Source organism: Aggregatibacter sp. 2125159857 (assembly GCF_017798005.1).
GTDB lineage: Bacteria > Pseudomonadota > Gammaproteobacteria > Enterobacterales > Pasteurellaceae > Aggregatibacter.
The window spans coordinates 1,749,579-1,772,031 of record NZ_CP072548.1 but is presented as its reverse complement, the minus strand read 5'-3'; the positions used below and the strand labels follow the sequence as shown (position 1 = coordinate 1,772,031).

Annotated in this window: 20 protein-coding genes; 6 read left to right on the top strand and 14 right to left on the bottom strand. The window is 44.3% G+C overall.

Translation table 11 applies throughout. The annotated features are described in order from the left end of the window. Window positions 1-122: 122 nt before the first annotated feature. Complete coding sequence (locus J5X96_RS08625) at window positions 123-1,781, bottom strand: putative transporter (RefSeq protein WP_209363099.1); 1,659 nt, start codon at window positions 1,779-1,781, stop codon at window positions 123-125. Window positions 1,782-1,942: 161 nt separating this feature from the next. On the opposite strand from J5X96_RS08625, the gene rnr reads away from it, so the two are divergent. Then, the gene (rnr, locus tag J5X96_RS08620) at window positions 1,943-4,321 is read left to right on the top strand and encodes a ribonuclease R (RefSeq protein WP_209363098.1); all 2,379 of its coding nucleotides are present in this window, start codon (window positions 1,943-1,945) and stop codon (window positions 4,319-4,321) included. Next, entirely contained in the window at window positions 4,314-5,054 is a 741-nt protein-coding gene (rlmB, locus tag J5X96_RS08615; RefSeq protein ID WP_209363096.1) for a 23S rRNA (guanosine(2251)-2'-O)-methyltransferase RlmB, read from the top strand. The genes rnr and rlmB overlap by 8 nt, the downstream gene beginning before the upstream one ends. A 104-nt stretch (window positions 5,055-5,158) precedes the next feature. Here rlmB and J5X96_RS08610 read toward each other — a convergent pair whose 3' ends face one another. After that, complete coding sequence (locus tag J5X96_RS08610) at window positions 5,159-6,340, bottom strand: cytochrome-c peroxidase (protein WP_209363094.1); 1,182 nt, start codon at window positions 6,338-6,340, stop codon at window positions 5,159-5,161. 191 nt (window positions 6,341-6,531) lie between these two features. Between J5X96_RS08610 and ytfE the strand changes: the two genes are divergently transcribed. Next, window positions 6,532-7,209, top strand: coding sequence for an iron-sulfur cluster repair protein YtfE (ytfE, locus tag J5X96_RS08605; protein ID WP_209363092.1), 678 nt, complete (start codon window positions 6,532-6,534; stop codon window positions 7,207-7,209). Between the two features lie 347 nt (window positions 7,210-7,556). Here ytfE and dxs read toward each other — a convergent pair whose 3' ends face one another. From dxs to xseB, 3 genes are all read right to left on the bottom strand, one after another. Continuing rightward, window positions 7,557-9,413, bottom strand: a complete 1,857-nt coding sequence (dxs, locus tag J5X96_RS08600; RefSeq protein ID WP_209363090.1) for a 1-deoxy-D-xylulose-5-phosphate synthase — start codon at window positions 9,411-9,413, stop codon at window positions 7,557-7,559. Window positions 9,414-9,496: 83 nt separating this feature from the next. After that, window positions 9,497-10,387 (bottom strand): (2E,6E)-farnesyl diphosphate synthase, encoded by an 891-nt coding sequence (ispA, locus tag J5X96_RS08595; protein WP_209363088.1) that lies wholly within the window; start codon window positions 10,385-10,387, stop codon window positions 9,497-9,499. Between the two features lie 10 nt (window positions 10,388-10,397). Beyond that, window positions 10,398-10,643 carry an exodeoxyribonuclease VII small subunit gene (xseB, locus tag J5X96_RS08590; protein ID WP_021615675.1) on the bottom strand — a complete coding sequence of 82 codons (246 nt, stop codon included), beginning with the start codon at window positions 10,641-10,643 and terminating at the stop codon, window positions 10,398-10,400. 208 nt (window positions 10,644-10,851) lie between these two features. Between xseB and J5X96_RS08585 the strand changes: the two genes are divergently transcribed. Next, window positions 10,852-12,711 (top strand): ATP-binding protein, encoded by a 1,860-nt coding sequence (locus J5X96_RS08585; RefSeq protein ID WP_209363086.1) that lies wholly within the window; start codon window positions 10,852-10,854, stop codon window positions 12,709-12,711. A 94-nt stretch (window positions 12,712-12,805) separates the two neighbouring features. Continuing rightward, on the top strand, window positions 12,806-13,213 hold the full coding sequence (locus tag J5X96_RS08580; protein WP_021615673.1) for a YhcB family protein: 408 nt from the start codon (window positions 12,806-12,808) through the stop codon (window positions 13,211-13,213). 82 nt (window positions 13,214-13,295) lie between these two features. Here the strand turns inward: J5X96_RS08580 and J5X96_RS08575 are convergent, their stop codons facing one another. The 9 genes from J5X96_RS08575 to J5X96_RS08535 all read right to left on the bottom strand — a co-directional run bounded on the left by J5X96_RS08575 (window position 13,296) and on the right by J5X96_RS08535 (window position 21,909). Then, a complete protein-coding gene (locus tag J5X96_RS08575; RefSeq protein WP_209363084.1) occupies window positions 13,296-14,054 on the bottom strand; it encodes an ABC transporter ATP-binding protein in 759 nt (252 codons plus the stop codon). 11 nt (window positions 14,055-14,065) lie between these two features. Then, entirely contained in the window at window positions 14,066-15,007 is a 942-nt protein-coding gene (locus J5X96_RS08570; protein WP_209363077.1) for an iron chelate uptake ABC transporter family permease subunit, read from the bottom strand. Beyond that, a complete protein-coding gene (locus J5X96_RS08565) occupies window positions 14,997-15,962 on the bottom strand; it encodes an ABC transporter permease (RefSeq protein ID WP_021615670.1) in 966 nt (321 codons plus the stop codon). The genes J5X96_RS08570 and J5X96_RS08565 overlap by 11 nt, the downstream gene beginning before the upstream one ends. 76 nt (window positions 15,963-16,038) lie before the next feature. After that, window positions 16,039-16,938 carry a siderophore ABC transporter substrate-binding protein gene (locus J5X96_RS08560; protein ID WP_209364802.1) on the bottom strand — a complete coding sequence of 300 codons (900 nt, stop codon included), beginning with the start codon at window positions 16,936-16,938 and terminating at the stop codon, window positions 16,039-16,041. Window positions 16,939-17,123: 185 nt separating this feature from the next. Beyond that, entirely contained in the window at window positions 17,124-17,891 is a 768-nt protein-coding gene (gene fecE, locus J5X96_RS08555) for a Fe(3+) dicitrate ABC transporter ATP-binding protein FecE (protein WP_065295342.1), read from the bottom strand. Continuing rightward, a complete protein-coding gene (gene fecD, locus J5X96_RS08550; protein WP_209363075.1) occupies window positions 17,891-18,874 on the bottom strand; it encodes a Fe(3+) dicitrate ABC transporter permease subunit FecD in 984 nt (327 codons plus the stop codon). The genes fecE and fecD overlap by 1 nt, the downstream gene beginning before the upstream one ends. After that, window positions 18,874-19,863, bottom strand: coding sequence for an iron-dicitrate ABC transporter permease FecC (gene fecC, locus J5X96_RS08545; protein WP_209363073.1), 990 nt, complete (start codon window positions 19,861-19,863; stop codon window positions 18,874-18,876). Before fecC ends, fecD begins: the two co-directional genes overlap by 1 nt. Then, window positions 19,863-20,756, bottom strand: a complete 894-nt coding sequence (locus tag J5X96_RS08540; protein WP_209363071.1) for a Fe(3+) dicitrate ABC transporter substrate-binding protein FecB — start codon at window positions 20,754-20,756, stop codon at window positions 19,863-19,865. Before J5X96_RS08540 ends, fecC begins: the two co-directional genes overlap by 1 nt. Window positions 20,757-20,838: 82 nt before the next feature. Beyond that, entirely contained in the window at window positions 20,839-21,909 is a 1,071-nt protein-coding gene (locus J5X96_RS08535) for a metallophosphoesterase (protein ID WP_209363069.1), read from the bottom strand. 180 nt (window positions 21,910-22,089) lie between these two features. On the opposite strand from J5X96_RS08535, the gene J5X96_RS08530 reads away from it, so the two are divergent. After that, on the top strand, window positions 22,090-22,419 hold the full coding sequence (locus J5X96_RS08530; protein WP_021615663.1) for a YbaB/EbfC family nucleoid-associated protein: 330 nt from the start codon (window positions 22,090-22,092) through the stop codon (window positions 22,417-22,419). Window positions 22,420-22,453 lie beyond the last annotated feature (34 nt).

Sequence of the window (22,453 nt, the reverse complement as noted above, 5' to 3'; positions counted from 1 at the left end):
TTTACTGGATCTTACCTGTTCTGTGAAGTGAACGACCCAAAATCACCTAAAAAAACAACCGCACTTTTGCTCCGATAAAATCTTGTGAAACAAAGTGCGGTCATAAAAATGCGCGTTTCTCGTTATGTGAAACTCCACAGTAACAAGGCCAATAACTGCGGAGAAATGATCCGCAAGAACATCGCCAGCGGATACACGGTGGCATAAGATAACGCTGCGGCACCGCTATCTTCTTTAATCGCATTCGCGAATGCTAATGCCGGAGGATCAGTCATGGCGCCGGCAAGCACGCCACACAAAGAAAGGTAGTTCAATTTGCTGTATAAACGAGCGATAACCGCAGTAATGAGTAATGGCGCTAACGTAATAATGATGCCGTAGCCCATCCATTCCAACCCGCTTCCGTTTAATAAGGTGTCCATAAAACTGCCACCGGATTTCAACCCAACCACGGCCAAGAACAAGACAATCCCTAACTCACGTAACGCCAAGTTAGCGCTTGGTGGCATAAACCAATATAGCTTACCAATCGTCCCGATACGCGCCAAAATCAGGGCAATCACTAACGGCCCGCCGGCTAAGCCCAATTTTAACGCCACCGGAAAACCGGGAATATAAAAAGGAATAGAGCCGAAAAGCACACCCAAGCCAATACCGATAAATACCGGTAACATTTGGACTTGTTGTAATTTTTGTGCCGCATTGCCGATCACCGAAATGGCATTGTTCATCACATCGGTGCGTCCGACCATGTGTAATACGTCACCGAACTGCAAAGTCGTATTGGCGGTCGGCACCAATTCCACACCGGCACGGTTTAAACGAGAAATGACGACACCGTATTTTTGATGAATGCCCAGTGATTTGATTTTTTTCCCTAAGACTTTTTCGCTGGTTACTACCACCCGCTCGGAACGAATATCGCCACCGGCGGTCGTCATTTTAACGGAAAGCTCATCGCCAATAATTAATCGCATTTTTTGTAAGGCTTCATTTTCCCCCACCAAATGCAATACGTCATCCAAATGAATTTCCGTATCTGCTTTCGGGACGCACATACTGTCCCCACGTTTTAAACGGGAACAAACCACATCGCCGGCGCCAAATCCCGGCACGGCAATTAAACGCAAGCCATCCAAATTTTTATTTGTGACTTTAATGTCCATCGTGGTCAAGGTTTCTTTGTCTTGTCCGCTTTCACGTTGAAAATGTTGTTCCTCTTCATCAATTTTCACATGGAAACACAAACGCACTAACCACATGGTCAGCAAAATGCCGCAAATACCGAAAGGGTACGCCATGGCATAGGCCATCCCCATAGTTGCCGTGGTGCTGTTGACCCCAAGTTCCGACAAAATTTGCTGTCCAGCACCAAGAGAAGGCGTGTTAGTTACCGCACCGGAGTAAATCCCTAAAATAATGTCTAACGGCACATTGGCGAATTTGTGGATACCAATCACGGTCAGCCCACCCAGCAAGACAATCAAAAATGCAAAACCGTTCAGTTTCAACCCTGAACGGCGCAACGAGGAAAAAAATCCGGGGCCGACTTGAATCCCGATGGTGTAAACAAACAGGATCAAGCCGAATTCTTGCACGAAATGTAATGTATGCGTATCTAATGCCAATCCATATTGATTGGTAAAATGCGCCACAATGATCCCACCAAAGAGCACCCCGCCTACACCAAAACCAACACCTTTGATCTTCCAATGACCGATCCATAAACCGATCACGGCAACCAAGGCGAGTAGGCTAATGGTAATCGCAATATCGCTCATAACGACCTCAATGTAATATTAACTAGAAAGGATTATAGCAAGTCAGTTTTCGGGTTGCTGAGAAAAAGCTAAAAAATGTCGCCTCAATCACATTTTCCCTTGCCTAATAAGAAAATCTTTTTAAAATGAACCGCACTTTCATTTCGATAAATTTAAATACCATGGCCAAAAAATCCCCTCCTCAAGATCCGAATTATGCAAAAGAATTAGCCAAATACGACAACCCTATTCCCAGTCGGGAATTTATTTTGCAGATTATCCGTACGCATAATGCGCCCATGACGAAAGAAGAAATTTTTGTCGCGTTGGGCATCACGGATGAAACACAACAAGAAGCCATGCGCCGTCGTTTACGCGCCATGGAAAATGACGGTCAGTTAGTTTTCACCAAACGTAAATGCTATGCCTTACCGGAAAAACTGGATTTACTTAAAGGCATGGTGATTGGACATCGAGAAGGTTTCGGTTTTTTACAAGTCGAAGGAAAAAAAGACGACTTTTTTATTCCCAACGTGCAAATGCAGAAAGTCATGCACGGCGATTATGTGTTGGCGCAACCTAACGGATTTGACCGCAAAGGTCGTCCGGAAGTGCGCATTGTGCGTGTATTGGAAGCGAATAAAAAGCAAATTGTCGGTCGTTTTTTTATCGAACAAGGCATTGGTTATGTGATGCCGGACGACAGTCGTATTACACGTGATATTTTAATCCCCGATAACGCCCGTCTTGGTGCCCGCATGGGGCAAGTCGTGGTCGTAGAACTCCACCCGCGCACAGCGCCGTTCTTCCAGCCTATCGGCAAAATCACCGAAGTACTGGGTGATAATATGGCGAAGGGCATGGAAGTGGAAATTGCCATTCGTAAACATGATATTCCCCACAGTTTCCCAAGTGCGGTAGAAAAACAACTTAAAAAATGGGCTGAAGACGTGCCTGAAGAGGCTAAACGTGGCCGTGTAGATTTGCGTGACTTGCCGTTAGTGACCATTGACGGCGAAGATGCACGTGATTTTGACGATGCGGTATTTTGCCAAAAACAAGGCAAAGGCTGGAAACTTTGGGTGGCCATTGCTGATGTAAGCTATTACGTTCGACCGAAAAGCGCATTGGACACGGAAGCCTATAATCGAGGCAATTCCGTCTATTTCCCCAATCGCGTCGTGCCGATGCTACCGGAAAAACTCTCCAACGGTCTATGCTCGTTAAATCCACAAGTGGATCGCTTATGCATGGTGTGTGAAATAACGCTCTCTGCTAAAGGCAAAATGACAGATTATCGATTTTACGAAGCGGTGATGAATTCCCACGCCCGTTTAACTTATAACAAAGTGGCAAAAATACTGGAAAAAGATACCGCACTTTGTGAACGTTACGCCTCGTTAGTGCCTCATTTGCAAGATCTGCATGACATGTATCAGGCGTTGGTAAAAGCACGCCAACAGCGTGGTGCCATTGAATTTGAAACCATTGAAAGCAAATTTATTTTCAATGCGTTGGGACGTATTGAACGTATTGAGCCGGTTGTGCGTAACGATGCCCATAAAATCATTGAAGAATGTATGATTTTGGCAAACATTGCGTCTGCCAACTTCATGGAGAAACATCAAGAACCGGCGCTGTATCGTATTCATGCCGTGCCCGGTGAAGAAAAACTCACGGCATTTCGCAGTTTCTTGGCAGAATGCGGCTTGAGTCTATCCGGTGGGAATAAACCGACACCGACCGATTATGCGCAGTTGCTTGAACAGATTAAACCACGCCCAGATCACGAATTAATTCAAACCATGTTGCTACGTTCTATGAGCCAAGCGGTTTACAGCGCCGACAACATCGGTCACTTCGGGTTGGCATTAGAAGAATATGCCCATTTCACCTCGCCGATTCGTCGTTATCCCGATTTGACGTTACATCGTGGCATCAAATATTTATTGGCGAAACAAAAGGGTTCTAAACGTAAAACGACCGACACCGGCGGATATCATTATCAACTTGATGAAATGGATGTCTTTGGCGCGCATTGTTCTTCGACGGAGCGCCGTGCCGATGATGCCACCCGTGAAGTGGCGGATTGGCTAAAATGCGAATATATGCAAGATCATGTGGGCGAAGAATTTGAAGGCGTCATTTCTTCCGTCACCGGTTTCGGCTTCTTTGTTCGTTTGAATGATCTGTTTATCGATGGCTTAGTGCATATTTCCGGTTTGGCAAATGACTACTACTTATTCGATATGCCTAAACAACGTCTGATCGGCGAAAACAGCGGCATGATTTTCCGTCTCGGTGATGCGGTCAAAGTGCGTGTAGAAGCCGTGAGTTTAGAACAAAAACAAATTGATTTTTCCTTAATTTCAAGTGAACGCAAGCCGAAACGTAATGGTAAAACGGCACGAACAAAAGCCAAGAAAGCGGAAGTCAAAGCGCCTAAGAAAACAACAAACCAAAAGGCAAAAATAAACAAAAGTGCGGTCAAAAAAAGTCACGTTTCTAAAATGAAACCGAAAGCCGCCAAAACGAAAAAGGTAAAGAAAAAACATGAGTGAAACAATTTATGGCATCCACGCAGTCAAAGCGTTTGTCTCTAACCATCCGGAACGTTTAATTGAAGTTTTGGCGTTAAAAGGCCGAGACGACCAACGTTTACAGCCTTTGATTAATGAAATTCAACGACTTGGTATTTCCGTTCAATTTTTAAATCGTCAAACCTTGGATAAAAAAGCAGAAGGCGAAGTGCATCAAGGCATTATTGCGCGAGTACACTCATTACCGGAATTAAATGAGCATGATTTGGATCGCTTATTAGAAACTCAAAACGCACCTTTATTGTTAGTTTTGGATGGTGTGACAGATCCACATAACTTAGGCGCTTGTTTGCGTACTGCCGATGCGGCGGGCGTAACTGCGGTGATTGTGCCAAAAGATAAATCTGCGCAACTCAATTCTACTGCACGAAAAGTGGCGTGTGGCGCAGCAGAAAATGTACCGCTTATTCGAGTGACTAACCTTGCCCGCACGTTACGTGATCTACAAGAACGACACAATGTATGGGTTGTAGGCACCGCCGGTGAAGCCACCGAAACCCTCTATCAAACCAAACTCACTGGTGCCTTGGCATTGGTCATGGGGGCAGAAGGCGAAGGCATGCGCCGCTTAACCCGAGAGCATTGCGATCAACTCATCAGCATTCCAATGGCCGGTTCGGTGTCTTCGCTCAATGTCTCCGTGGCGACTGGTGTTTGTTTGTTTGAAATCGTCCGTCAACGGTTAGCAGTGTGAACAAGCGGAAGAGATTAATCGCCTCAATTTTGGGTTAGTCTTCCCAGTATCGAGGCGTTTCATGCCGACTAAGTGCCTGTCAAGGTAAAGCGCGAAAAGTGCGGTCATTTTGACGGGAGTTTTTCAGATTGTCTCAGCAACGTTTCGTAGCGTTCATCTGTTAAGGTTTTTAAAAAGGATTCAAGGTCGTCTAGTTGTTCATCGCTTAACGCTGGCGCCTTAAGATCGTCCTGATTCATTGTCGCAGCATATTCCGGTGCGTCCCAAGGTTGCTGAGTTTCAGGATTCAGTTTACGTGCCGGGTTGTTGAAATGATCGAAATATTCCAACACGGTACGTAAATGTTTAAACACGGCGTTGTGCATATAAGGTGCGGTGACGGCAATGTTGCGCAGGGTTGGCACTTTGAATTTGCCTTTTTGGCGTTGATCTCCGTTGACCATTGGGTTATCCAACAAACCGTTATCGATAAAATCCTGGCTGAGCTGATTATGTGCAATTAAACGCTGATTTTTCGGTACACCCATGTTGTAGTAGCGATAGTTGGTGAAGGTTTCCTCTTTGTGTTCGGCATGCTGCGCTTGGTGGCAGTTGCTGCAGTTGGTTTTGGTGTTATCAAAGAATAACTGCTGACCGCGCTTTTCTTGCGCAGTCATCGCATATTTGCCCTGCAACGATTTATCGTATTTGCTATCAAAAGGGTGTAATAAGCGTTTTTCTTTTTGGAATACGGCAAGAGCATCTTCCATCGCGGCATAAACGCTATCTACGCTGTCCCACGTGGCTTCGCCATAATGTTGGGTTAAGAGCATGAAATACATCGGTGTATTGTAGATCCGTTTAGCCACAGAAAGTTTGTCCGGCATCCCCATTTCTACCGGATTGATTGGGGGGCCTCCGGCTTGTTCGGCGACGTTCTTGGCACGCCCGTCCCAGAATTGACCGCCTACATAATCTTGAATTTTTTCATCATAATGAAATTCGGGCGCGTAGCTGGCATAAAGCATGGTTGGTGCATTGCGTGTGCCGAACAGTTTTGGATCATCGCCTTGGGAGACCATTTTGTCTGCACTGTTTTCCCGTAAGTCAACAAAAGCGGTATCCGGGCTGTGGCAACTGGAGCAGCTTTGATTACCATGAAAAGAAAGGTTATTGTCAAAAAATAAAATTTGTCCCAATAGGGCTTTATCAATTCCGCCTTTCGGCATTTCACGAGCTTCTTTTTCTAAGGCAAGGGTTGAAAGAGGTAGCCAGACGGCAAATAGCGTGGTCAATAAACGGTTCATGGTGTGTCCTTGTAAAGTGATGTTATTTAGGATACCGCTTTTCGACTTTTTCCGTCTTCCCATTTTAAGGTATGACCTTTGACCTGAATCATATAAAACAAATTTTTTTAAAAAAGCCCTTTATCTTTTTAGAGGATAGTTTACTATTTTACTAGGTTTTTTGTTATTAACACATTATGGGGGAAATTAGAATGTCTTTTGCCGATAAAAAATTAAGTGAAATTGCGATTTCAATTCCGGGATCTACCGCACTTTTACGTGAATATGATTTAGATTTTTGTTGTGGTGGTGCGGATACCTTGGGTGCTGCGGTTGCCGAGAAAAATTTAAATTTAGCAGAAATCGAAGCGCGTTTAACCGAACTACAAGAGAGCAAACAGCAAGATGATGAGCAACGTTGGTTGACTGCACCTTATGCCGAGATCATCGATCATATTATTCATCGTTATCATGAGCGTCATCGTGCTCAGCTACAAGAGCTTATTGTACTGGCTGAACGCGTAGAATCTGTACATGGCGATCGTGATGATTGCCCGGTCGGTGTGGCAGCTGAATTACACAATGTTTATGCCGATTTAAGCAGCCATATGATGAAAGAAGAGCAAATTTTATTTCCAATGATCAAAATGGGCAATTACGCCATGGCAAGAATGCCGATTCAGGTAATGGAACATGAACACGCTGAACATGGCGAACATTTAGAGGTGCTAAAAGCCTTGACTAATAACTTAACGCCACCGGCAGATGCTTGCAACACTTGGCGCGCACTCTATAGCGGCATTAAAGAATTTATGGATGACTTAATGATGCATATTCATACAGAAAATAATATTCTATTTCCACGTGTGATTGAAGAAGGCAGCCGATAAGCGCAAACTCAAAAATTCAACATTAATAAGCCATTAATACTGTATTAATGGCTTTTTTATTGTTCCTTGACTTAAAATCTGTCAGAAATCGACCGCACTTTTTCCTTTTCCTTGTTTCCCTTTTCCCAAAAAAGAAAAAACCGCTATCCAATTTCTGAATAGCGGGGAGGTCTTAAATATAAGAAAACGTTAAAAGACGACTGCATTTGCAGCGCACTAGCATTTGTTAAGACTGAACATCTGAAAAATAGTTCAACGAAAAGCGAAAATTTCTTTACTTTTTTCAATAACGACCAAAAAGAAAAACGACAGAGGGTTGAATCCTCTGTCGTTTTTGATTGGGAGTGCTATTTCTCAGCCAGAAAATCCACGATTTGGTGTTCAATGCCTGCAGCATCCAATTTTAAATCAGTGAGCGTTTCTGCTTGTGAACCCTGCGGGATAAAGAAATCCGGTAAGCCTAATTGCAACAATTTCACTTGGCGTTGTTGCTGATTCAATACTTCCGCCACTGCACTTCCTGCGCCGCCTTGAATCGCATTTTCTTCTAATGTCACCATGAGTTCATGGCTGTTGGCAATCTCGTTAATACGGGCGACATCCAACGGTTTGACAAACCGCATATCAATCACGGTGGCATCCAGTTTTTCCGCGGCAACCAAGGCATTTGGTAAAAGCGTACCAAAATTTAAAATGGCGATTTTTTTCCCTTCACGAACAGGCTTTGATTTCCCTAATTCCAAGGGGTGTAACGGTTCTAAGGTAACGCCCATGGCATTTCCGCGTGGATAACGCACGGCAGCAGGTTTGCCACAATGATAGCCGGTATAAAGCATTTGGCGGCATTCATTTTCATCGCTTGGGGCCATGATGATAAGGTTTGGAATACAGCGCATGAAACTGATATCAAATGCACCTTGGTGGGTTTGCCCATCAGCGCCGACAATGCCTGCACGGTCAATGGCGAAGAGAACCGGCAGATCTTGAATGGCGACATCATGAATGAGTTGGTCATAAGCGCGTTGCAAGAAAGTTGAATAAATAGCAACTACAGGCTTGTATCCACCAATTGCCAAACCGGCTGCAAAGGTTACCGCGTGTTGTTCAGCAATCGCCACATCAAAATACTGTTGTGGGAAACGTTGAGAAAATTCCACCATGCCGGAACCTTCGCGCATTGCCGGGGTGATGCCGATAAGTTTTGGATCTCGTTCTGCCATTTCACACAACCAATCGCCGAAAATTTTGGAATAGGTTGGGGTTGCATTGGATTTAGGTAACTGACCGCTTAAATGGTCGAATTTTGGCACGCCATGGAAACCGATAGGATCGTTTTCTGCCGGTGTATAGCCTTTGCCTTTCTTGGTTTTTATGTGGAGTAATTGAGGGCCTTTTAGATCGCGCATATTGCTCAATGTCGCGATTAATTCATCAATATTGTGTCCGTCGATAGGGCCAATATAGTTGAAACCCAATTCTTCGAATAAGGTACTTTCCGGTGAGAACATCACGCCTTTCATATGTTCTTCGGTTTTTTTCATAAAGTTTTTCACTGTTGGCACTTTATCGAGAATTTTTTTGCTACCGTCGCGCACGGTAGAGTAGAACGAACCGGAGAAAATTCGGGCAAGATGGTTGTTTAATGCGCCGACATTTTCCGAAATAGACATTTCGTTATCATTCAAAATCACCAACATATTGGTGTGTAATGCACCGGCGTGGTTTAATGCCTCAAATGCCATACCTGCCGTAATGGCGCCGTCACCGATGACACAAACCGTTTGTCTTCCGGCATTTTCTCGTTCTGCGGCAATGGCAATGCCTAACCCTGCACTGATCGAGGTGGAAGAGTGTCCTACGCTTAACACGTCAAATTCGCTTTCACCACGCCAAGGGAAGGGATGTAACCCGCCTTTTTGTCGAATAGTCGACATTTGGTCACGACGACCGGTTAAGATTTTATGAGGGTAGGCTTGATGACCAACGTCCCAGATTAACTGATCGAAAGGCGTTTTAAAGACATAATGCAGTGCAACGGTAAGTTCCACCGTGCCTAAACCGGACGCTAAATGTCCGCTACTTTGACTCACCGATTCCAGCAAATATTCGCGTAGCTCTTGACACACTTGAGGGAGTTGTTCTCTGTTTAATAAGCGTAAATCTTCAGGCGAATTAATCAATGATAAAAGGGGGTAGTTTTGCATAAGGGTCAATCAATTCCAACGTTAAAATTTATATATCACTACGTTTAAAACAGCGCTAATTTCCACCGCACTTTGGGGGCGCATTAGCTTTTTCGTTTAATGATAAATTCCGCCAACGCATAAAGTGCGGTGGTATCAAAAGGTAAATCTTTGAGTTCGGCTAATGCCATTTCGTAAAGTTCTTGTGCTTTTTGTTTGGCACCTTCCAGCCCCAATAATTTCGGATAAGTGCTTTTATCTGCCGTCAAGTCGGAGCCGACCGTTTTGCCGATGGTTTCGCTGTCGCCCTCAATGTCTAAAATATCATCTTGCACTTGGAAGGCGAGACCAATTGCCGTGGCGTAGCGTTCCAGCTGTTGTGCTAAAGCCTTGTCTGCAAAATGAGGCGAGCAAATAAAGCCCATCGTGAGCGCTGCAGTGAGCAAGGCACCGGTTTTATTTAAATGGATGTGTTCTAATTCTTGCAGGCTGATGACTTTTTGTTCTGCCATTAAGTCCAAACTTTGTCCCAAGCACATGCCTTTGACTCCGGAGGCGGTACTTAAGGTTTTAATGAGTGCTAGCTTTTGTTCCGCCGATAGCGTTGGAATATCCGTTAAGATTTCAAAGGCAAAGGCTTGCAACGCATCACCGGCTAAAATCGCGGTGGCTTCGTCAAACGCAATGTGACAAGTTTTGTGGCCACGACGTAATTCGTCGTTGTCCATGGCAGGCAAATCATCATGAATCAATGAATAAGCATGAATGGCTTCAATGGCGGCTGCCGCATAATCAAGCTGTGCTAAATCGGCACCGAGCATTCTGCCGGTGGCATAAACTAAAAAGGGGCGAATGCGTTTTCCACCCAACAATAAGCCATATTTCATGGCGTCAGCTAAAGGCGCCGGCGAGCTATCAAGGTGGGCAAATTGCTCTGCTAAAAAATGATTAATTCGCTGCTGAACTTGCTGTAAATCTTCTGAGAACTGATACATTGCCGCCCCGTTATTCTTCCGCTTGATAATCGCTAAGTTTGGCACTTTCGTTTTTTTGTAACAAAATTTGGATGTGCTGTTCCGCTTGCTGTAAGCGTTCTTGACCTAACTGAGCCAGCTTGATGCCTTGTTCAAAATCTTTTAATGCCTCTTCAAGAGAAAGGTCGTTATTTTCCAAACGGGAGACGATTTCTTCCAGTTGTTTTAAGGTATTTTCAAAATCCGGTTCGTTTTTTTCAGCCGGTTTGCGCGCCATGGTCTTATCCTTTTTTGCAGCAACATAGAATTGCCGTATTGTACTTGATTTTTCGTGCTTTTGTTAGGAAGAATTGCGTGCTGCTGGCAGAAAAATGCGGTCGAAATATACGGTGTTTTTTGACCGCACTTTCGTGCTGTAAGAAAACTTTTCCGCGCAAATGGCGCAATTCAGGTACAATGCGCATTATTTGAGGGAACGGGATCTTATGAAAAAAATCAAACATTTTGGTAGTTTTGCCCATCGCTATGTGGAGTGGGTCGTTCGTTTAGGGAAAATCCGTTTCTCGCTGTTAGGCGTGATGATTTTGGCAATTTTGGCGTTGTGTACCCAAATGGTGCTCAGCCTGATTTTTGTGGGAAAAATCTACTGGCAGGATTTGCTCCGCTCGATCGTATTCGGAATGATTTCAGCGCCCTTTGTAATTTATTTTTTCACGTTATTGGTGGAAAAACTGGAATATTCCCGGCAGGCACTTTCCCATTCTGTTGCAGAACTGAAAAGCGAAGTAAAAGAGCGACTTTTAGTCGAAAGTCGTTTGTCGGCAGCGTTAGACAAAGTGGAAAAAATTAGCCGCGACAAAACCACCTTGATGACGACGATCAGTCACGAATTACGCACCCCGTTAAACGGCATTATTGGGTTAAGCCGCATTTTGTTGGAAGAGCATCCTACCGAACGCCAACGCAATTATTTAAAAACCATCAATAGCAGTGCGATTTCTTTGTCGCATATTTTCAGCGATATTATTGATTTGGAAAAAATTGACGCTCGCCGAATCGAATTGCATCGCAAAGAAACGGATTTTTATGCCTTGCTCAATGACATTAGCAATTTCGCTGTATTAATGGCGGAAGAAAAACGTCTTGAATTTCACTTAGATTGCCCACCAACTTTGCCAAACTGGTTGATGTTGGACGGTGTGCGGTTAAATCAAATTTTATGGAACTTGATTACCAATGCGGTGAAATTTACCCAACAAGGCAGCGTAACCTTATCGGTTGAACAAATTGCCAATAATGAATTTGCGATTCGCGTGACGGATACGGGCATTGGCATTGGTGAAGCCGATTTAGAAAAAATCTTTGAGCTATATTATCAAGTGAGTTCTAACCGTAATAAATCCTTGGGGAGCGGCATTGGGTTATCGGTGTCCAAAGCCATAGCTCAATTAATGGGAGGTGATTTAACCGTTACCAGCAAAATGGGTCAGGGTTCCACCTTTTTGTTAACGTTTAAGGCAGAAGAGGCTTTTCGTCCGTCAGAAAACGACAGCAAGTTGCCATTAAAGCTTAATATCTTGTTGGTGGAAGATATTGAAGTGAATGTGGTGGTCGCGAAATCCTTGCTGGAAAAATTGGGTTACCAAATTGATGTCGCGATGACCGGTGCGCAGGCGATCTCAAAATTTGAGCAAAATTATTATGATTTGGTGTTTTTGGATATTCAGTTGCCGGATATGTCAGGCTTTGATATTGCCCATCACTTACGCCAAAACTATGAAAATGGCACTTATGATTTCCTGCCACCGCTCATTGCCTTGACGGCAAATGTCGTGCAGAAAAAAGAAGAATATGTCGCGCAAGGCATGGATGATGTGATTCACAAACCGCTGTCGTTGGATGAGTTGAATCAGTGTCTGTTCGATTATTTCGGCGAAGAAATCACGCAATTTGAACTCACCGACACCAAGCAACCCCAAGCCTCTGCCGATTTTGACACGAAAATGTTGGGCGAATTGGTGGAAATGCTGGGGGTGAAATTTGTGCAAGATAATCTCACCCTATTTGAACAAACCATGGCAGGATACGCCATTGAATTACAGCAGGCCTATCAAGCCTATTTACAGGATCCGGCACGGCAAGCCAATGTGCTTTCCTCGGCGCATAAAATTAAAGGTGCGTTGGCTTCTGTTGGGTTAAAACGCTTGCAGGAAATTGCATCACTCTCACAAAATGCTGAGACAGCACAATGGCAGGAGAATATTGCCCTTTGGTGCCAACAACTGAGCGAAGAATGGCAAGAGGATGTGGAAAAACTGAGGGCGTGGCTAAAACAGTATGCATAATATTATCGTTATGTGATCTTGCCCATAGAAATATAAAAACGTTCAAGCTATGATAATAGCGGTTTTTTTCTATTCAATGATAAAGGAGTGATGTATGCAATCTTGGACACCGGAGATGTGGCGAGCCGCGTTACTTGGTTTGGTTGTGGGATTCGCGATAGGGTATTTTTTATTGCGTTTTACCAAAGGTTCTGTGAAAAAACAGGTGAAAACCGAAACGGAATTACGCCAATTAAAAGCACAATTAGAGAATCAAAAGCAGCAACTTGAAAAACATTTTGCGGAAAGCGCAAATCTCTTAAAAACGTTAGCGCAGGATTATCAACATTTATATCAGCATTTTGCCGGCGCTTCTGTTCAATTATTGCCTGAATTAGATGAGAAGGCGTTGTTCCAAGCGCAGAATGTGGGTGGCGCAGATGAGACTTCGACAGCCGTATCGGATGATCAGCCGAAAGATTATTCGGAAGGTTCTTCCGGATTATTAAAGGCAGAAAGATAAAGACTTCTCCCTTAAAGTGCGGTGAATTTTTGGGCTGTTTTAAAACAGAATGAAAAACTACCGCACTTTTCAAATCATCACATTACATATGGTGTACAACCAGCCTTTTCCCCTGATGGCTTAACACTTCCGCTTCCAAATTAAATACCGTTTTTAAATTTTCTTGGGTAATGATTTCTTCCGGTGTGCCGATCATGGCAATTTCACCGTTTTTCATGGCGACAATGGTGTCGGCGTAGGCGGCAGCCATATTAATATCATGTACCACCATAACGGTTGTTAGCGCGAGTTCATCAGTGAGTTGACGTAATAGACGCATGAGTTCGCGTGCATGGAACATATCCAGATTATTGAGCGGCTCATCAAGTAGCACATGATCGGTTTTTTGACAGAACGTCATGGCAATTAAGGCGCGTTGACGTTGACCGCCGGAAAGTTCGCTAAGAAAACGATTAGCTAAGGGGGCTAATTCAAAACGTTGTAAGGCATCGCGGATGATGGCATTGTCTTCTTCCGTTGGACGCCCTTGATGGTGTGGGTAACGGCCGAAAATCAACAGATCTTTTACCGTAATGCGACTATGAATCACGTTATCTTGGGTCAGAATTGCCAGGTTTTGCGCAATTGTGCGTGATGGCGTGGTGCCAATATCCATATCATTTAGCCAAATTTGCCCTTGTTGAATCGGATTTAAGCGCGCAACCAAAGAGAGTAGCGTGGATTTACCGGCACCATTAGCGCCGATCAATGCGGTAATGCCACCGTTTGGGATGGTGAGATTAATGTTATTTAAAATCGTCGCCTGATTAATTTTATAGGTTATATTTTCAATTTTTATCACAAGAAATTCCCTTATTTTGCCCGTCTTAACATCAGGTAGATAAAGACTAACCCACCGACAAACTCGATAACCACGCTAAGCACACCCTGCATCTTCATTACCTGTTCGAACACGGCTTGACCGCTTACTAATGTGATGGCCGACACCATAAACGTCATTGGGATGCGAATGCTGTGGTGCATGGTCGGGCTGATGGCATTGACGATGGCACACACCAATAAGCCTAAAAACAGAATCGGTCCCACAAGTGCGGTGGAAATTGACACTAAAAATGCGCAGCAAATGAGTAATTGGCGGCTGAATTGATGATATTCCAAGCCTAATCCGATAGCGCGTTCACGCCCCAGTAGGAGTACATCTAATTTAAAACGTTGTTGCCAAATCCACAGGGCGCTGACCAACGTAATGACAGTACCAATCCATAATAAGGTTGGGTTCACCGTGTTAAAACTGGCAAAGGAAGATCCTTGTGCAACGGCGAATTCATTAGGATCGATCATGCGCTGTAGCAGGTTATTTACACTGCGGAAAAGCACCCCGAAAATAATCCCCACCAAAATCATGCGGGCGAGATCGCTATTGTTTTTGCTGAGTGTACGGAATAACAGGAGTGCGCCAAGCAACATAAGCAAAGTTTCAAAAGCAAATTTGCCGGCCACATTGAGTTGTGTAAATCCAATCCCGCCGAAGAGAAACACTAAAATGCTTTGTACCAATAAATATAAGGAATCAAAGCCTAAAATGCTGGGGGTTAGAATCGGGTTATTGGTTAGGGTTTGGAACAGTAGTGTAGATATGCCAATGGTGTAAGCCATTATCAGCAATAACAACAGTTTCTTTCCACGAAACGGCAAAATGAAATCCCAGTTACCATTGGCGTGATAGGTCATAAAAAAGGCGCAGGCAAGCGTGAGTAAGGCACCGAGTAATAACATGACACGATTATTTTGCATTGGGTTTCCCCTTAAATAACAAATAGAGGAAAATCAATGTGCCGACAATGCCGAAAATGGTCGAAATTGGTACTTCATAAGGTGCGTTAATGACTCGACCTATAATGTCACAAATCAAGACCAAATTGGCGCCGAGCAATACAACCGAAGGCAGATTTTGGCGTAATCGGTCACCGGCTAAGCGGGAAATAATATTTGGTACAACCAGGCCGATAAAGGGAATTTGCCCGACGGTGACTACGACTACTGCAGTAATCATCGCCACCACAATTAACGCAAACCACGTCATTTGACGATAATTAATCCCTAAGCCGGTACTGATATTTTTCCCCAGTCCGGTAATGCTCAGACGATCGGCCATAATATAAACCACCACAGCAAGGGCGGCGGTAAGCCATAATAATTCATAACGTCCTGCCAAGATGCCGGAAAAATCGCCGGAAAACCAAATGGACAAGGTTTGTAAGCTGTCTGTTTCGTAGGCAAGAAAGGTGGTCATCGCCTCAATAATATTGCCGAACACAATCCCCACCAACGGCACCATGAGACGTTGATGTGGCGGCAATTGCTGTAACAATAAGGTGAAAATGCCCATGCCAATGAGTGCGGAGACGGTGGCGAAGGACATTTTGATAAGCAAGGCGGCGCTTGGAAATAACAGGCTGGTTAATAAAATCCCCAATGCTGCGCTTTGACTGGCGCCGATCATGCCCGGCTCAATAAAGCGATTTTTTAAGACAATTTGTAATACCATGCCTGCTACACCAAGGGTCGCTCCCACTAAAATCACGGCGAAGGTACGAGGTAATCGACTGACTAGCAGGACTTGCATTTGTTCCGGCTGAGAAAAAAATTGAGACCAATGGAAATCGGCTACGCCCACGGTAATGCTTAATGCGGCGAGTAATACAAGAATGAAAAAATTTATCCGATTTAGGGTAAAAATATTCGACATGGCGTTTTTTTAGGCAATAAAAAGTTCTCTTCATTATTGCCTTAGTTTGACACAATGAAGAGAACGATAAGCGTGATTATTTTTTCTCGAAAGCGGTTTTAATCGCGTTTAAGTCCGTTTTTAATTGTTCCGCACCGCCCGGGGCTAGGTAGGAAGCGCTACTGAGATAAACGACGTGCCCGTTTTTCCAGGCTTTAGTGCGACGAACCAATTCATTATCCAACACGTCTTTGGCGGTTTTACCTTCTTCGCCAATAGCAGAAATGCGATCTAACACAAACAACCAGTCAGGATTAGTTTTTTCAATAAACTCAAAGCTCGCCGGCTGGCCATGGCCGGTACCTTTAATGCTCGGATCTGCCATTGGTACGCCAAGTTCATCATGAATAAAACTTAAACGATAACCGCTACCGAATGCGGAAATTTTGCTACCGTTGACTAAAATAATTAAACCGTTGCCTTTGTCTTTCACGGCGGCTTTAGTGTCTTTTAATAAGGTTTCCAATTCACCTTTTAACTTGTCTGCTGCCGCTTGTTTATCAAATAAACGACCGAAACTGTCAATGCGTTGAATGCCGCTTTCCACTAATTTATCGCCGTTATCGGTTAAATCGATCGTTTTTGCAATAGCGCTGACATCATCAAATTTTTTCGCCGTGCGGGTGCCGACAATAATTAAGTCTGGTTTTAATTCATTTAAAGCCTCTAAATTGGGCTCAAAAATAGTACCGACATTTTTTGCCGAATCTAAGGTTGGTTTCAGATACGGAAGGAGTTTTGCCACATCTGCTGCGCCATCCACTTTCACACCTAAGGCTTGCAATGTATCCAAACTGCCGGTATCAAACACTGCTATTTTGGCGGGCGGCGCACTTAACGTGACATCACCGCGTGCCGTGGGAATCGTAACCTCTTTTGCCAATGCGGACGTTGCCATCGCAATACAGGTGAGTGTTAACAATGCTTTTTTTAACATCATAAGCCTCCTTGGTATATGTGATTGAAAACAATTCTCAACTATTTTAACGGAAGTGAGACAAAAAATGAATGGGGTTTTATAGCGAAATGACATAATAGAATGTGATTACAGAATATGATTTTAGAAAGTGCGAATAGGGGCAACTTATCATACTTGCCCCCAGATTATGACCGCACTTTTGTTTACTTCAAAATAAACATGGGTGTTTGGCTAATTGGATCGCGGTGAATCACTACTTCTAAATCAAACACCTCTTTTAACAGCCCCTCTGTCATCACTTCGTCAGGCGTCCCTTGGGCCATAAGGTTGCCGTCTTTGAGAACGATTAAATAATCACAATAACGACAAGCCTGATTTAAATCGTGGAGTACCGTAATGACGGTTTTGCCGTTTTGTTGCATTTGACGCATCATGCCCATGAGTTCTGCCTGGCGGTTGAGATCCAAATAAGTGGTGGGTTCATCCAACAGAACAAGCTCTGCATCTTGCGCTAATGTCATGGCTAAGAAAACCCGTTGTTGTTGCCCGCCGGATAAATCCGATACCAAATGTTCCGCCAATTCTGTAGTGTGGGTTTGCTCCATAGCCCAAGCCACTAATTGCTCATCTTTATCACTCAATTTGCCCCATAAATTCAAATAAGGCGAACGGCCGTAAGCAATTAATTCACGTACTTTAATGCCTTCCGGCACCAAATGTTGTTGTGGCAAGAACGCTAATTGTTTGGCATATTCTTTCGGTGTGCTTTGCCAAATATCTTTGCCTTTGTGAGTAATTGTGCCTAGACGTGGCTTGAGTAAACGGGCCACCGCTTTTAGTGTTGTGGATTTGCCGCACCCGTTCGGGCCAATTAAGGCAATGATTTGGTTGCTAGGAAAGGTGAGAGATAAATCTCGTACGATAGTTTTATCTTGATAGCCTAATTGTAACTTATTGATCTCAATGCTCATTATTTCGTTCTCATCAATAAATAGAAGAAGTAAGGGGCGCCGATAATAGCGGTGAGAATACCGGCGGGCAGTTCTGTCGGTGGATCGATAACCCGCGCTAAAATATCGGAAATTTGTAACAACAACGTGCCGATTAGCATGGCCGCCGGCAATAATGTGCGGTGACGTCCACCGACCAATTTGCGTGCTAAGTGCGGTGCAACTAAGCCGAGAAATGCGATGGGGCCGCAAATGGCGACGGCTGTGGTGGAAAGTGCAACAGCCAGCACTAATACCAAGATTTGCGTTTTATTTACGCTTACTCCCAAGGTGGCCGCTTTGTTTTCACCTAAACCTAAAGTGTCCAAATCTCGGCAGAAAATAAACGGTAACGGCAATAACACCAACAACCAAGGCAAAACGACATTGACATAAGCCCAGCTTCTGCCCCACAAACTTCCGGTTAGCCAAAGCATAGCCGTGTTGATTTCTACCGGATTGGTTAGCATTAAATAATGGCTGATTGCCGCCCATAGGGCAGAAAGCGCTACGCCGATAATGGCCATTTTGATCGGGCGGAAGTTAAAAGCACATATCATCCATAACAAAATGAAAGACAGGACACCGCCGATAAAGGCAAAAATCGGTAGCCAGTAAAAGGCCAAATTCGGTAGGAAGATTAATACGGTGACGGCGACTAAACCGGCGGCGTTATTGATTCCTAAAATATCAGGAGAGGCTAACGGATTACGCACGACACTTTGCACCAATACCCCGGAAATAGCCAATGCACCGCCGATAATAATGGCGAGTAGTGCGCGTGGCAGACGGTATTCCATTAACGTGAAATAGTTTTTATCGTCAGGGTGAAAGGCCTGGCTAATTTCATCAAAGGATAGCGTGTAAGTGCCATAGCGAATGCTTAATACAAATAATAGCGCGACCGTACAGAGTGCCGATAAGTAAAAGCCGATTGCACGGAATCCTGAATGAGAACGGCGCATTAGTGTTTTCCTCTGGCAAATAATACAAAGATTGGCGCACCGATTAAGGCCAAAATGGCACCGGCAGGCACTTCACTTGGGAAATCAACAGCACGGGCAACGGTATCCGCCGCCAACATTAAAATAGCGCCTAATAACATGGACATGGGTAATGATTTTCGTAGATCATAGCCTATCCAATAACGCGCTAAGTGTGGAATTAACAAACCGATAAAGGCGACAGGGCCTGCTACGCTAACGGCTGAACCCACAATTAATAATGCTATGATATTGGCATACCAACGCAGACGGAACAGGTTAATTCCCAAGGATTGAGCGGATTCGTCGCTCAAATTGAGTAAATTTAAGCGGCTGGCAAAAAAGAGGCAAAAGAGAGCGCTCGATAGCAGAAACGGCCAAATAGCGTGCCATTCGTTCCAACGGGCGTGAGAAATGCCGCCGGCAAGCCAACTCATTACGCCAAAGGCATGATCTTCCGACATAATTAACACTAATTTGGTGAGGGCAGTACATAATAACGACACGGCAATCCCTGCCAAAATCACGCGACTGCGATCGCCACTACTGTCTTTCCACGCGTTGCTGATCAACATTACAACCAACCAGCTGATTCCACCGCCGATACTTGCCACCAAGGCAATGCTATAGCCTGATAATAAGGCAGGGCTAATGGCACTCGCCGTTACCATGGCCAAACTTGCGCCGGAGTTGACGCTTAATAGCGTTGGTGAGGCTAGTGGGTTGCGGGTGATGGTTTGTAATAATGCCCCGGCTACCGCCAAATTGGCTCCTAATGCGATCGCCACTAACGCCCGAGGGAAACGTAAATCGACCACGGTGATCTTGGCCAATTCATCGCCATTGGGGAAAAAGGCGTTTAGCGCATCTAATGGTGAAATTTCAATAGGGTAGTATAAAAACAGGCTTCCCCATAACAGGAAAGCCAGTCCTAGCAGGGGAAAGCCCCAACGAAAAGCCGTACCAAACATTATTTTTGATTAACGAATTGTTCAACTTGTTTTGCCATGATCTCACTGGCTGTAATGCCGCGTCCGCGCGCCCACATATCGGCATTGACGCTAAATACATGTTTGGCTTTTACGGCAGGAATGGCTTGCCATAATGGTTCTGCTTCCCATTTGCGGGCGATACTTTCTTGGCGATAGTGGGCGATAAACATATAGTCCGGTTTTTCCATCACTAATTGCTCAAGATTGATTTCAGCAAAGGCTTGAGTGGCGTTTGGTAATTTTGGCGAGTTAAAACCTAGAACACCAAGGAAGCTGGCGACATAACCACTGTCATTTTGTAAATTGAATTTGTCTTCGCGTGAGGTGCCGAAAATTGCTTTTTTGCCTTTCACATTGATATTTTGCGCAATGCTTTCGATAATTTTATTGTGTTTATCAATTTGCAATTTCATTTCACCGCCTTTGCCGACAACATCGCCGATTTTTTGTGCCGTATCAAGATTCTCCTGATAGCTCTCATGACGGGAATCAAACATCATGGTCGGGGCGATTTTTTTCAATTCTTCATACACTGCGGTGTGACGGGAAGGATCGGCGATAATTAAATCAGGTTTTAATGCGGCAATGGCTTCAAGACTTGGTTGCGAACGGGTACCGACAGATTGCCAAGGTTGAATCTTATCGCGCACTTCCTGCAAAATGCGGGTTTTATCGTTGTCATCGGCAACGCCGACCGGGCTAACACCGACTTGAGCAAGGGCATCAACGAAAGAATATTCTAACGCGACAATGCGACTTGGGGTTTTATCTATAGTGAATTCACCTTTAGCATCGGTGACGGTCACAGCACTTGCCGTCACAGATGCCATAAGGAAAAGAGAAGTAAGGGTTGCGTTGACGAATTTTTTCATTTTCGAGTCCTCTGTCATCATAAAAACATAAGTATAATGGGTTAAATTATACACATTGTTCGGTATTGAGAATAGTTCTTTTTTAATGTCCGACCAGGTCGATAATCATCACTTCTGATTGCGACCCTAATCGCATCGGTACGCCCCAAAAGCCATAACCTGACGTGACAAAAAAGTGTCCTTGATTGATTTTTTCATAGCCGTAACTTAAGCGATAAATCAGTTTTACAATAAAATTTGCCGGGAAAATTTGTCCATTATGGGCGTGGCCGGAAAGCTGAATATCAATTGGCAAATTGGCGTGTTGTTCAATCTCTGTTGGACGATGATCCATTAAAATCACCGGTAATGCCGTATTGACATCTTTTAGTAATTGCGCCGCTGTTGGTCTGTTTTTAACGAGGTCGTCATTGCGCCCAATGAGGGTAAAACGTCCATCAATCACGATACTTTCATCCATCACGGGAGTGATCCCCGCTTTGCGCATTTCTGCTTCAATGCGTTGTTGATCGCCAAAGAAATCATGGTTTCCCAGGGTGGCATACACGCCAAGTGGGGCTTGCAGGTTGGCTAAGTGCGGTTGCATTTTTTCTGCTAAATAGGCGTTGACGTTATCATCCATAATGTCGCCGGGGAGCAAAATAATATCTACTTTTTCCTGCCGCATGATGTCAGCCAAGGTATCTAACTGCGTTGAACCGAACAAACGCCCTAAATGTAAATCGCTTGCCATACCAATGCGTAAAGGTTGCATGGGTTTATCCAGCTTGACTTGATAATGACGTATCACCGGTGTGTAAGCGTTATATAAACCCAGTCCAATAAACCCTAAAAAGAGTATCGGATAGAGTAATTTTAGCGCGTTATCCCACGGTTTAAAAAAGCGATGCAGTATGCCCACGATGGCACTGCTAAACGTGGAAAAGAGCAACAAGGTGAGAAGCAAGGCACTGACGCGAAAACTTTCGGCATACAGACGCAAGGGGGCGGTTGCAATCAGAGCATTAAAGAGCAAAAAGAGGATGATAGTCAGCTTGGTGCGTGTTTTTGGGTTGAGATTAAACAGCCAGCCGAGGGTACGGCTAAAACCGAACAGCATGAATTGTAAGACCAGTATGGCGACAGCCGTGGTGATGTAGTGTCGGATTTCCATAATTTTCCTTATGTTCCTTGAGAGTGGAAAGTGCGGTTGTTTTTTCGTGTATTTTTAAGGCAACGGATAATAATATGAATCACCGTGGGGCGCAATTTAATCCGAAATTGATCGTTTTCAAGTCAGAAATTTTTCGCTAAAATGCGACCACTTTTTTGTGTAAATAAGGGAAGAAAATTTATGTTCGGAAAAGGCGGTTTGGGCGGTTTAATGAAACAAGCTCAACAAATGCAAGAAAAAATGCAAAAAATGCAAGAAGAAATTGCACAATTAGAAGTGACCGGCGAGTCAGGCGCAGGGCTGGTGAAAATCACGATTAACGGTGCGCATAACTGCCGTCGTATTGACATTGATCCTTCTTTAATGGAAGACGACAAAGAAATGTTGGAAGATTTAATCGCTGCGGCATTTAATGATGCAGTACGCCGTGCGGAAGAGTTACAAAAAGAAAAAATGGCGTCTGTTACCGCCGGTATGCCATTGCCACCGGGCTTCAAAATGCCATTCTAAAAACACTTCTAAAATTGACCGCACTTTGGGTTTA